The sequence below is a fragment of the Pseudomonas monteilii genome (assembly GCA_001534745.1).
GTDB lineage: Bacteria > Pseudomonadota > Gammaproteobacteria > Pseudomonadales > Pseudomonadaceae > Aquipseudomonas > Aquipseudomonas alabamensis.
This window is the reverse complement of sequence record CP013997.1, coordinates 3,111,570-3,123,951: the sequence shown is the minus strand read 5'-3', so window position 1 is coordinate 3,123,951 and position 12,382 is coordinate 3,111,570. Positions and strand designations below refer to the sequence as shown.

9 protein-coding genes and 3 pseudogenes are annotated in these 12,382 nt (G+C 59.1%); 4 read left to right on the top strand and 8 right to left on the bottom strand.

The features are described 5' to 3' along the window. Positions 1-438: 438 nt before the first annotated feature. The gene (locus APT63_13280; protein ID AMA46510.1) at positions 439-738 is read right to left on the bottom strand and encodes a pilus assembly protein; all 300 of its coding nucleotides are present in this window, start codon (positions 736-738) and stop codon (positions 439-441) included. A 270-nt stretch (positions 739-1,008) separates the two neighbouring features. On the opposite strand from APT63_13280, the gene APT63_13275 reads away from it, so the two are divergent. Then, a complete protein-coding gene (locus tag APT63_13275; protein AMA46509.1) occupies positions 1,009-2,196 on the top strand; it encodes a fused response regulator/phosphatase in 1,188 nt (395 codons plus the stop codon). Beyond that, positions 2,193-2,675: an anti-anti-sigma factor gene (locus APT63_13270; GenBank protein AMA46508.1), complete on the top strand. Its 483-nt coding sequence runs from the start codon at positions 2,193-2,195 to the stop codon at positions 2,673-2,675. The genes APT63_13275 and APT63_13270 overlap by 4 nt, the downstream gene beginning before the upstream one ends. Before the next feature lie 12 nt (positions 2,676-2,687). On the opposite strand, the gene APT63_13265 is transcribed toward APT63_13270, so the two are convergent. The 3 genes from APT63_13265 to APT63_13255 form a co-directional block, all read right to left on the bottom strand. Then, positions 2,688-4,580, bottom strand: a complete 1,893-nt coding sequence (locus APT63_13265; protein AMA47898.1) for a hypothetical protein — start codon at positions 4,578-4,580, stop codon at positions 2,688-2,690. A gap of 245 nt (positions 4,581-4,825) precedes the next feature. Then, the gene (locus tag APT63_13260) at positions 4,826-5,752 is read right to left on the bottom strand and encodes a transaldolase (protein AMA46507.1); all 927 of its coding nucleotides are present in this window, start codon (positions 5,750-5,752) and stop codon (positions 4,826-4,828) included. Between the two features lie 536 nt (positions 5,753-6,288). Further along, the gene (locus APT63_13255; GenBank protein ID AMA46506.1) at positions 6,289-7,251 is read right to left on the bottom strand and encodes a tRNA dihydrouridine synthase DusA; all 963 of its coding nucleotides are present in this window, start codon (positions 7,249-7,251) and stop codon (positions 6,289-6,291) included. A gap of 149 nt (positions 7,252-7,400) precedes the next feature. Here APT63_13255 and APT63_13250 point away from each other — a divergent pair. Further along, positions 7,401-8,541, top strand: a pseudogene (locus APT63_13250) (integrase). Here APT63_13250 and APT63_13245 read toward each other — a convergent pair. After that, a pseudogene (locus tag APT63_13245) lies at positions 8,510-8,791 on the bottom strand (Pyocin activator protein PrtN). The pseudogenes APT63_13250 and APT63_13245 sit on opposite strands and share 32 nt — an antisense overlap. Positions 8,792-8,863: 72 nt before the next feature. Here APT63_13245 and APT63_13240 point away from each other — a divergent pair. Beyond that, positions 8,864-9,055, top strand: coding sequence for a hypothetical protein (locus tag APT63_13240; GenBank protein ID AMA46505.1), 192 nt, complete (start codon positions 8,864-8,866; stop codon positions 9,053-9,055). Between the two features lie 2,212 nt (positions 9,056-11,267). On the opposite strand, the pseudogene APT63_13235 reads toward APT63_13240, so the two are convergent. The 3 genes and pseudogenes from APT63_13235 to APT63_13225 form a co-directional block, all read right to left on the bottom strand. Beyond that, positions 11,268-11,536: pseudogene (locus APT63_13235) on the bottom strand (hypothetical protein). 14 nt (positions 11,537-11,550) lie between these two features. Then, a complete protein-coding gene (locus APT63_13230) occupies positions 11,551-11,934 on the bottom strand; it encodes a helix-turn-helix transcriptional regulator (protein AMA46504.1) in 384 nt (127 codons plus the stop codon). A 260-nt stretch (positions 11,935-12,194) separates the two neighbouring features. Continuing rightward, positions 12,195-12,374, bottom strand: a complete 180-nt coding sequence (locus APT63_13225) for a carbon storage regulator (protein AMA46503.1) — start codon at positions 12,372-12,374, stop codon at positions 12,195-12,197. Positions 12,375-12,382 lie beyond the last annotated feature (8 nt).

Here is a 12,382-nt window from a genome sequence, read left to right as displayed (position 1 = left end):
CTCCCACAGGGTGCTGAGCAGCCTTGCTAGCTGACAGGCTGCGCAGATCTGGGTGGGAGTCCGCCCGCCGCCTTGGCGCCGCGCTGTCGCGCAGAGAACATGGCGATAGCTGGTAGGATCCGAAGCTTCATTGCTAATTGATTTTAGGGCCGCTTTGCGGCCCATCGCGGCCGGTCCGGCGCCCCGGCTGGGGCCGCTCCTACACCCGTAGCTCCACCGCGGGGTTGCAAGCTATCGCGGTCACCTGTGGGAGCGGCCCCAGTGCCGCGATTGGGCCCGCAGGGCCCACAAAATTCTAAAATTATTTCCTTTGAAATCAACAAGCTATTTTTTGTTCTATAGGAGCGGGCTTGCCCGCGATGGGCTGCGAGGCAGCCCCAAGGTCACTCACACGGGAAGCCGCAGGCTGTTGCAGGTCGCGTCATTCACCTGCTCGCCTCAATGCATCGCCACGATCTTCAACCCCACCCTTTGTTCGCCAGCCCCTTCATCCGCCACCCAGACCACCTCCGCGCTGGCCTGCAGGCCACTGAGCGAGGCGTGTTCGGATTCGATGCTCACGTCCACCTGATCGCCGACGGCAAAGCGCCGGGGTGCCTGCACTTGCAGGCCGCTGGCGGACAGGTCGATGCACACTGCCGAGACCACCTCACCGGCGTGCAGCAGGCTGGCCTGGCTGTCGATGCGCATACGGATGAAATCGCGTTTCTCTTCGTGACCCTGGGATACCGTCGACATGCTCACATCCTTCCATCAGGTTGTTGTACATGAAGTTCTTATAACGTCTGGCAATTTGCGCTGTAAAGCGCACCCGCCCAATGGCCTGTCGTGCTTGAAACGCCCTGCGGATGGGAGTACCGTCAGCGCCTTACAGGGCACCTCTGCCTTTTGCCGGGTCGACCGTCAGGGTCCATCCCCAATAGAAGCGTGCCAGAGAGAATTCCAGTAGCCGTTCGTCGTGTTTGTCGACGTCGCTACGCCAACCTATTTCTGGCGCCGTTTGCCCACATGCCGAACACCAGTGCAACGTTGCTGATCATCGATGACGACGACGTGGTCCGTGCAAGCCTCGCCGCCTACCTGGAAGACAGTGGTTTCGCCGTGCTGCAGGCCTGTAACGGCCAGCAGGGCCTGGACGTGTTCGAGCAGCACGCGCCCGACCTTGTGATCTGCGACCTGCGCATGCCGCAGATGGGTGGCCTGGAACTGATCCGCCGCATCAGCGAACGCGCACCGCAGTTGCCGGTGATCGTGGTGTCTGGCGCCGGGGTCATGAGCGACGCGGTCGATGCGCTGCGCCTGGGTGCGGCCGACTACCTGATCAAGCCCCTGCAGGACCTGGCGGTCCTGGAGCACTCGGTCCGTCGTGTGCTCGACCGCTCGCGGCTGTTGCTCGAGAACCAGCGCTACCGGGAAAAGCTCGAGACCGCCAACCGTGAACTGGAGGCCAGCCTGCACCTGTTGCAGGAAGACCAGACCGCCGGTCGTCAGGTGCAGATGAACATGCTGCCTGAAAGCCCGTGGTTCGCCGGTGGCTTCTCGTTCGATCACCAGATCATCCCGTCGCTGTACCTGTCGGGTGATTTCGTCGACTACTTCCGGGTGGACGATCGGCGCATCGCCTTCTACCTGGCCGACGTGTCCGGCCATGGCGCCTCGTCGGCCTTCGTCACCGTGCTGCTGAAGTTCATGACCACCCGCCTGCTGTTCGAATTCAAGCGCAGCGGGGGCCACTTGCGCGAGTTCAAGCCGTCGGAAGTGCTGTCGCACATCAACCGTGGGCTGATCAACTGCAAGCTGGGCAAGCACGTGACCATGGTCGGCGGCGTGATCGACGAGCACACCAACGTGCTGACCTACGCCGTCGGCGGGCACCTGCCGCTGCCGGTGCTGCACACCCCGGACCAGGCCTGCTACCTCCAGGGCCGAGGCTTGCCCGTGGGGCTGTTCGAAGAGGCGACCTATCAGGATCATGAAATGACCTTGCCCGGTCAGTTCAGCCTGAGCCTGATGTCCGATGGCATCCTGGACCTTTTGCCGGGCGCGACCCTCAAAGACAAAGAGGCGTCGCTGCCGGAGATCGTCAAGGAGGCGGGAGGCAGCCTGGATGGGCTGCGTCGACGTTTCAATTTGGCTACGCTTGGGGAGATGCCGGATGATATCGCCCTAATGGTGTTGAGCAGGAACCTTCAATGAGTACCGGTAGAATCCAGTTCGCCGAGCAGTGCGGCACCTTCGTGCTGAAATTCGTCGGTGAAGTGCGCCTGACCCTGTGTTCGGCGTTGGATGCGACGATCGACAAGATCTTCAGTGCCCTCAACTTCTCGGCCATCGTCATCGACCTGACCGAAGCCGAGAGCATCGACAGCACCACGCTCGGCCTGCTGGCCAAGTTGTCGATCCTGTCGCGTCAGAAAGTCGGGCTGCTGCCCACCGTGGTCACCACCAACCCGGACATTTCCCGGTTGCTGCAGTCGATGGGTTTCGAGCAGGTGTTCAACATCGTCGACCGGCCGATCCCGTGCCCGGACTGTCTGAGCGACCTGCCGTCCCAGGACCAGAACGAAGACGTGGTGCGGTCCAAGGTGCTCGAGGCGCACCGCATCCTGATGGGCCTGAACGACTCCAACCGCGAAGCCTTCCGCGACCTGGTCAACGCCCTCGAGCGTACCTGACCGCCTGGCCGACTAGGCCTTGGGTGGAAACTCGGTCGCGGGCGTGCCGTCCGCGTTGAGCTGCAGGATCCGCGTCGGCCGCCCCTCGGCATCGAAGAACACCTGCCCCAACCCCGCACCGTTCCACAGCCGCTCGCCCGCCTGGCTGCGGTCTGGCGTGCGTGGGATCACCTCCATGCGACGGCGTTTGGTGAAGCCGTTGAGGGGCGAGCGTGGCGCGTACAGCCACCGGTTGAGCCGGTCGAACACCTTCAGCAGGCGCCGGGGGAATTCGTTCTTGATGCCGCTGCTGGTGATCTGCCAGAGGTGCGGTCTGTGCTGGCGGTTTCGGATCAGCACTTCGTAGACGAACGAGTAGTGCACGTCGCCCGAGAGGATCACGTAGTGCCCCGGCGTGCGCGAGTGACGGAAGATGTTCAGCACCACCTGGGCCGCGCCCCGGTGCGCCATCCAGTTTTCCGCATCCACCAGCAGCGGGAAGCCCAACCCGCTGACGATCCGCTGCACCGTCTCGATCAGCTTGACGCCGAAGACCGGCGCCGGCGAGACGATGACCGCCGAGCGGTGGTCGAGCAACGCCTGCTGCAGTTCGCTCAGGGCTTCCCAGTCCAGCAGCCCGGAGGGTTTCTTCAGGCTGCGTTCGCTACGCCAGCGCCGTGTGCGAGTGTCGAGTACCACCAGCGGCGGCTCGCTGGCCACCTCGAACTGCCAGCCCTGGAAGGCCAGCAGCTGATCGATCAGGCCGTCCTGGGCGTCGCGGGTCAGCCAGCCGTCCGCTGCTTGCATCGTCATCGCCTGGCAGGCGTCGATCAACGGGCGACAGCGCGCCGGGGCATTGCCCCAGCCCTGGCAGAGCAGATAGCCAATCAGCGCATTGCCGACGATGCGCCGCGAGAACGGATGCCCGTAGACCGACGCTTCCCACTGCGCCGACAGGTTCCAGTCATCGGTGATGTCATGGTCGTCGAAGATCATCAGGCTGGGCAGGTGCGCCAGTGCCCGGGCCACCCCCTCCAGACCCTCGGTGAACGCCTCCACCCAAGGCAATTCCTGGGCGTAGCGCGCCTGCTGCTTGGCGTTCAGGCCCGACGGCTGCGTCATGCGCACCAGGCGCCAGCAGACCGGCGACCAGACCAGCAGGTACATGGCCATGACCTCGGCGAAGGTCACCAGGTGATTGTCGGCGTTGCTGCTGGTGAAGATCGGTTTGCGCGTGCCGCCGAAGAAGCGTCGGCGCAGGCCTTCGTTGGCCTCCAGTGCCGGCAGCAGGTCGGCGCGCTGGTAGTAGCAGGCGCCATGGGCGTACAGCGCCTGGCTGTCATCCACCACCGCGCCCGCCAAGGGCTCGTCGAACAGCTCCAAGCGCTCGATCAGCCGGTGAATGGCCCGCAGCATGGGGCCGGCCACATCGTCGGCGTAGATCTGATCGCCGGTCATCAGCAGCAGGGCCGGGCGTTCTTCGGCACGCTCGCACGCGAGCAGCAAGCGGTCGGCGCACAGCAGCCCATCCGCTGCCCGGTGGTGCGGCTTGCGGCAGGAGCCATGCAAGACCTGGTCGAGCCGCCCGCGCAGCACGAAGTCCGCCTGTTGGCGCCCCGGATAGAGCAGGTGCGGCGCCCAGTCGGCCATGCCCAGCGGGCCGCCGTCGGTGTCGATGAGCACGTCGTAGCCGATCGCCTGATCCACCGGCAGTGGTGCATCCAGGCGGACGTCGATCAGGTGGACGAAGGCCGCGTGCCCGATCTGCACCACCTGACACTCGGTGGTGACTTCATGGTCAGCGCAGTCCACGGTCACGTTCAGGGTCAGACGCTGTGTGCCGACCAGCCACAAGGCGAAGCGCTGCGCCTCCAGGCGACGCAGGAGGGGGCCGGCGAGCACGAGGGGGAGCGGGGCGGTGGTCAACGGCATCGGATACTCAGCGAAGAGAGAGAGCGGGGGTCAGGAAAAGACGCGAACGTCAGGCCATGGGCGGACGTTGGCTCGCGCTGGAGCGCACGATCGGGCGAGCATGCTGGTCATCCCTCGCGCGTCTGGCAACCGGCATGTGTGTCAGATCATTTCTGAAGGGACGGTGTTCAATCGGTCAGGCAGCTGCAAAGGGCTGTCTGGCAGCCCTCTGCAGCGTGACACGTGTCAGCCATTCAGGCTCACGCCTTGCCAGCCATCACGGCCTCGAGCTTCTCCTGGTCGCGGGCGAACTGGCGGATGCCTTCGGCCAGCTTCTCGGTGGCCATGGCGTCCTCGTTCATGTCCCAGCGGAACTGCGCCTCGTTCAGCATGCGCTTGGCTTCGCTGGCGTTGCCCGGTTGCAGGATGCGCGGCAGGTCGCCTTCGTCCTGGCCCAACTTTTCCAGCAGCTCCGGGCTGATGGTCAGACGGTCGCAACCAGCCAGTTGCTCGATCTGGCCGACGTTGCGGAAGCTCGCACCCATGACCACGGTATCGTAGCCATTGGCCTTGTAGTAGTTGTAGATACGCGTCACCGACAGCACGCCCGGGTCTTCGGCGGCGCTGTATTCCTGGCCGGTGCTCTTCTTGTACCAGTCGTAGATCCGGCCCACGAACGGCGAGATCAGGAACACACCAGCGTCGGCGCAGGCCTGAGCCTGAGCGTAGGAGAACAGCAGCGTCAGGTTGGTCTGGATGCCTTCCTTCTCGAGCACTTCCGCGGCGCGGATGCCCTCCCAGGTGGAGGCGAGCTTGATCAGCACCCGATCACGACCGACGCCGGCCTTGTCGTACAGCGAAATCAGGTTGCGCGCCTTGGCCAGCAGCTTGTCCTGATCGAACGACAGGCGAGCATCCACCTCGGTGGAGATGCGGCCCGGGATTTCCTTGAGGATGCCCGACCCCACGGCGACGGCGAACTGATCGCAGGCCTGGTCCACGTTGCCCTTGTGCTCGGCGCGGATCTTCTCCAGCACTTCGCCATACCCGGTGAGTGCAGCGGCCTTGAGCAGCAGGGACGGGTTGGTGGTGGCATCGACCGGCTTGAGCCGGCGGATCGCCTCGATGTCGCCGGTGTCCGCGACGACGGTGGTGAACTGCTTGAGTTGTTCCAGCTTGGAAGTCATGGGCGTGCTCTGTCCTGTGCAATGGCTCGACATTAACGGACCCCGGGCAAGCACTCAAGGTTCGCGAAGAGCCTGAAGGATAGATGAAATTGCCGGGGTAGGGCGGGTGGCGTGCCCGCCATCGGGCCTGTGCCTCCTTTCCAGGGTTGGCAGGCCCGCGTCGAACCTGTCGTCGACGCGGTGAAGCGGCCACCGCCATCGCGGGCAAGCATGCTTCCACCTGCCGCAGTGGTGCAGGCAATCGGAGAGTCCGCCCGCCGCCTTGGCGCCGCGTTGTCGCGCAGAGAACTGACGATAGCTGGCAGGATCCGAAGCTTTATTGCTAATCGATTTTAGGGCCGCTTTGCGGCCCATCGCGGCCGGTCCGGCGCCCCGGCGGGGGCCGCTCCTATACCCGTAGCCCCAACGCGGGGTTGCAGGCTATCGCGGTCACCTGTGGGAGCGGCCCCTGTGCCGCGATTGGGCCCGCAGGGCCCACAAGTCAGCCACTCATCTCCCAATGCTCACCACACCCGCCCAGCACCACCCATCCAGCCCTACCGCCCCACCATCAACTCAGCCGCCCGATCGAACACCCCCAAAGGATCATCACTCTTGTGAATATCCGCCGACAGCAACTGCCGGAACCGCCGTGCCCCCGGGAACCCTTGCCCCAACCCCAGGATATGCCGCGTCACATGATGCATCGCTCCACCTTCGGCCAGGTGCGCCACGATATAAGGTCGCAACCGCGCCAGCACTTCGCTCCGGCTCACCACCGGCGCCTCGCTGCCGAACAGCCGCTGATCCACCTCCGCCAGCAGGTACGGGTTGTGATACGCCTCCCGCCCCAGCATCACGCCATCGAAGGTCTGCAGGTGCGCCTCGCATTCCGCCAGCGTCTTGATCCCCCCGTTGAGCACGATCTCCAGTTCTGGGAAGTCCGCCTTCACCTGCGCCGCCACGTCATAGCGCAGCGGCGGAATGTCCCGGTTCTCCTTCGGTGACAGCCCCTCGAGAATCGCGATCCGCGCATGCACCGTGAAACTCCGGCACCCCGCGTCCCGCACCTGACCGATGAAGTCACACAGCTCGGCATAGCTGTCGCGCCCATTGATGCCGATGCGGTGCTTGACCGTCACCGGGATCTGCACCGCCTCGCGCATCGCCGTGACGCACTCGGCCACCAGCGCCGGATGCCCCATCAGGCAGGCGCCGATCATGTTGTTCTGCACCCGATCGCTCGGGCAGCCGACGTTGAGGTTCACCTCGTCGTAACCGGCCGCCTCGGCCAGGCGCGCGCAGGCGGCCAGGTCGGCGGGGTTGCTGCCGCCCAGTTGCAGGGCCAGCGGGTGCTCGGTGGCGTCATGGCGCAGGAAGCGCGCAGCATCGCCGTGGAGCAGGGCGCCGGTGGTGACCATTTCGGTGTAGAGCAGGGTGTGGCGGGAGAGCAGGCGCAGGAAGAACCGGCAGTGGCGGTCGGTCCAGTCCATCATCGGCGCAACAGAAAACCGCCTCATTACTGAATCTACTGGAGAGGCCTTGTTTTCTAGGGTTTCAGGGGGCATTTTCGATTCTCTCGTTTGCTACCGTTTCCCGTCATTTTTGCTTATTTGCCGTCTATCGTTGTTACAACGTAGTAACTCATAGCAGCCGTGTAGCAAAACCAATGGGAACCATCACGCTTCGGAAGCGCAAGGATGGGTCTGCAGCGTATACCGCGCAGATCCGGATCATGAAGAAGGGTCAGTCAGTCTATCAGGAAAGCCAGACGTCGATCGCAAGGCTACAGCGCAGGCCTGGCTCAGGAAGCGCGAGGCCGAGCTATATGAGCCAGGCGCGATCGACAAGGCGAACCGCGGCGGCATCACGGTCAGCACATGGTCGACCGTTACCTGGATCAGTACGAGAAGTTGCGCCCATTGGGTAAAACGAAACGCGCTACCCTGAACGCCATTAAGGAAACCTGGCTGGGCGAGGTTGCGGACACAGACCTAACCAGCCAGAAGCTGGTCGAGTACGCCATGTGGCGAATGGAGAACAGCGGCATTCAGGCACAGACTGTAGGCAACGACTTGGCGCACCTGGGCGCGGTCCTCTCCGTTGCGCGGCCGGCCTGGGGCTATGAAGTTGATCCGCACGCTATGCCCGACGCCCGGAAGGTGCTGAGGAAGATGGGCGCGGTTAGCAAAAGCCGCGAGCGAAACCGACGGCCGACTTTGGACGAGCTTGAGCGCCTGCTAGCGTACTTTGACGAGATGCGCGATCGCCGCAAGCAGGAGATCGATATGCTTCGTGTGGTGCTATTCGCGCTCTTCTCTACCCGGCGGCAGGAGGAGATCACACGCATACGCTGGGATTCGCTCAACGACAAAGACCGGTCAGCCCTCATCACCGACATGAAGAACCCCGGGCAGAAGTACGGGAATGACGTGTGGTGCCATTTGCCGGACGAAGCCTGGCGCATCCTGCAGTCGATGCCGCGTGTAGCCAGCGAGGTTTTTCCGTACAACTCGAAGTCGATATCGGCCTCGTTCACCAGGGCATGCAATTTTCTAGAGATCGACGACCTGCATTTTCACGACCTACGTCATGATGGCGTGAGCCGGCTTTTCGAAATGGGGTGGGATATCCCGAAGGTGGCCTCTGTTTCCCGTCACCGGGATTGGAACTCGATGCGGCGCTATATGCACCTGCGGGGGAATGGCGATCCGTACACGGGGTGGGGGTGGATCGACAGGGTGATAGCGGGCCCCGTGATCGAGACCCGGAAGAGGATCAAGAGACGCGTCGAAGACCGCGACCCATGAGTTTGTCGTGCTCGGTCTTGGCCTTGGCATGCTGTGCGTCGAGGTAGGCAGCCAAGTCATTCAGGTGTACGCCCCGGGCTGACTTCTAGCTGGCCTCCATGCAGACCAGTGGCAGGTTGATCTCGCCTTTTGCGACCTTAGCTTTCATTTTCTCTGGGGTCAGATGGCTGAAATAGTCGAGGCACACGCGCTCAAGTGGGATGATTGCCTGGCCACCGTATTGGGCCACCAGCAGGAAATTGGTGTTCATTGTCGTCTCCACGCCGTTGGCGGCGGCAGGTCATAATTGTATAGCTTCAATTGTGGAGGTAGGTCACAGTGCATGGCCGCCAGCCTTAAGCAGGCCGTTGCGGTCTTCACGGAGGTTATTGCGTTCAGTAACCAAAGCCTGGATCCCGCGGTGCAGGTACTGAGCAATAGATTCGTCGCAGCGTATATCGCAGGGCTTCGAGCGGTCCTTCAGCATGCCTTCCATTTCGATCAGGGTAAGTTTTCGATCATGAATGCACCGTAGTTCATTTATAGATTTTTTCAGGCTAAGGGATTTATAAGTTGAGAAATAAGAATAAGCAGATTGATTTCCTAAATCTTTCGACGCAGATGGCAGGTGGGCTGGGCGTGTTTGCTTTGCTGGCATGCGCAACCGGGTTCTTTAAGTTCTATATGTTGTATCAGTCGCTTGGCTGTGAGTGGGCTATTTCCTTTCATAATTTTCAGGATTTTGTTTTTAAGGGATCAATGGACGTTGCAATTGTTTTTTTGGTGGGGAGTGTTTTTTTCTTTTCATTTGAAAGCTCTGTGGATCTTGACTATAACGGTCGTAGAATTGTAGGCTGGATCCTCCTGGGGGTGGCGATTTTTGTCGGCGTATCAAAATTTCTTGGTGTCTCTTTAAGTTACATTGTCACTGACTATGTGGTTTATTCTGTAAGCTGCTCTTTGTTTGGGGTGTGGGCGGCTGCATTGATCAAAGAATCAATAAGGGAGAAGACCTACAAATATGTGCCTGCGATTATTGGGGTTTATCTAGTATGCTCTGTGGGAAGCGCTTATCATGTTTTAGGTGGGGAAAACTTTTCTACGCTGAAAATGAATTCTCGCTTTCCTTATGCGATTTCAGACGACGGTAAAGCTGCGCTATTAATAAGCGCGGTATCTGGTCGCTATCTATTAAGAATTTGCGGTAGTGAGAATAATTACAAGATCTCCTCCAATACAGATGCTTGGGAAGTTTCTCGTTCAGATAATGGCTTGTGCGTTGTCAATTAGCCCTGTAAGGATCTGCGCACCTTCTCGTTTTCTGTTATCCTAGATAGACTCAGGCATAGGAGTAGGTATGTGTTATAAAATTTTCTAAGAAAGGCATTAATCGCCATTGCGCAGTATAATGGTCGCGCCAAATAAGACATTCAGCAATCTTTGGAAGTCGATAGCAATTTTCTAATAAATATAGTTTTATGTGTGTTCTGGGGCGCGCAGCATAAATTATACTGCTTCCACGCATGTAGAGGTGAAGTGTGAAAGGGATTTTTAAAGGGTTTTTGGCTGGCATGTTAGCGCTTGGGGCTTTTTTATATATATTTCATTTGCTTGAAAACATAAAAAGCGCTGAGCTTTTTAGTGATATAACACATGCTGCGCCGATACTTGCGCAAATTTTTGGGTTTACCGGGCTAGCTTGGATGGTGGTCTACTCAATAATATCAGATGGCTCTTCAAAGATTAAGCTTATTGGGAGTGGGCTGGTTTTATCGTTAGCTTTTGCATCCAATAACGTTTGGACTTATGCACTTTCAATATTTATTGTTGCGACTCTTGTGACTGAGCTCCAATTTCTGGAAAAGCTGGCCGCAATGTTTACAAACCGTGATAAATATTGGGATTATCTAACCAAGCACTCCACTCCTGAGCAATCCGAGCAAAAGGCTATCTTAGAGGCTATAAATGCACAAGAAGAAAGTTTGCATACTGAAAATAGTGTGAAAGCGAAAGATGATCAGTCTAAAGCTTCAAAAGGTTCAAGTGCTGCTGAGCAAGATTTGGATGGCGGGCAAAAAAAATCAAATACTGAACAGTTTAGTAATGCCAAGGCAAGCCTCCAAGATGATATTTCAAAAGGCTTTCCGACAACTATTGCATCAAGGGCCAAAGAGATCTTGAAGTTTGAAAAGCAAGCTTTGGATGCATTAAAAATCTATTCTAAGCGATTCAAAAATGCTTCTTTACAGGAAAATATGCGGTTTTCCGCAAGAGGTTTTGAACTTGAGGTTGACGCAATACTGAGCACTACTATTGTGGATTATGTTGTAGAGGTAACTAATTCCCGCAGTGCTCCGTCATTGGTCAAAAATCAATTAAAACTCAAGGAGCTGGTTTCAAAATATACTCTGTTGCTAGAAATGGCAGGTAAGGGTAAGAGGGTGAGTGGTATTTTGATCCTTCCGCAAGGAGTGTGGCATCCTGACTATCCTTCAATGGATCTGATGGTTTTGGAATTGGATGCTCAGAGTGGTAAGCTCAGAAAAGTAAGTGAGTCTTGGTCTTGGGAAATTGTTTAAAATCAGTACGAGCCTCTTCTCTCAAGATCAATTTGGCATTGTTTTGTGTTTTTTGATCTTTACGTATAAACAGAGCTTGCTTATAATTTCTCGCAATTTAGATAAAATTTTTATATTAGGTTAATATGTAAATTTAACCTGTCTGTATTGCGCGGGGAGACTCCTTGCTCATTGCTTTCCGACCAGCTTGCCCCGGGCAGCTGCCTCCATCGCATCGACGAACATCAGGCGGTGTCGTAGCGGTAGGCCATGCCCATGACGGCGCCGGTATGGAGGTCGACCACTTCCCAGATCTTGCCGCGGCTCATGGCCTGATAGCGTGGCGCAGTGACTTGGACGCGGACCTGGGCCTCTCGCCGGCCGAGGCTGGTGCGGGCCAGCAGCGCCTCGAGCTGTGGAACGCCTAGAGCGAAGGCGCGACTCGTTGCTGTTGGCATAGTGGGATCCTCGGTCAGACGTGAAGCTCGAAGGCCTCGGCCTTGCGAACGATTCGAACTTGGGCGGTGCGGCGCTCTGGCACGCGGCGGTCGCGGCGCATGGGGTCGCCGGCGTCGATGGCGGCGTGCAGCGCGATGAGGCTGGCCAGCACGATGCACAGGGGGCTGATGATCTGGCGGCTCATGGCCTTGGTGACGGCCTCGACGCGCCGGCTGACCTGCATCTTGAACAGGGCCAGCTTCACACGGTTGGCAGCGGTACCGGGAGTGGTGCCCATCTGGCGGGCGATCTCTTTCGTGGTGAGGCCTTGGGCAACCCACAGCAAAGCTTCGAGTTCACGTGGCGCCAGGGCATCGCCGAGCTGGCCAGTCCATGTACCGCAGGTGATCGTTTCCATAATCTGTCTCGAGGGACCGCATTGGTCAGGCGCCAGGGCGGGTGACCAAACCCACGCGCAGCCGGAGGCGCCTGCCAATGCAGTCGTATGTGAAGGGAAGGGGACGCGGGGTGCATCGGTGGATCAACTGATGAAGGACCACCCAGCCTCTCATGCTCCTGGCGAAGCTGGTCGAGTTATGAAGCCAGTTGCTCCACCGATGCACCGGTAGCAGGGCATCAGGCAGTTAACGGCAGGCTGCCGTGACGCTGGTTGTTCGGTCAGACGGCGGCCTCAGCTTCAGCCTTGATCCGCTCTTGGACCTCATGGCGGTGCACTGGCACGTCCTCTGGTGCCTCAATACCGATCCGCACTTGGTTGCCTTTGACGGCCAGAACGGTCACTCGAATGTTCTCGTTGATCACGATGGTTTCGCCCGTCTTGCGGGTCAGTATCAGCATGGTCCTAC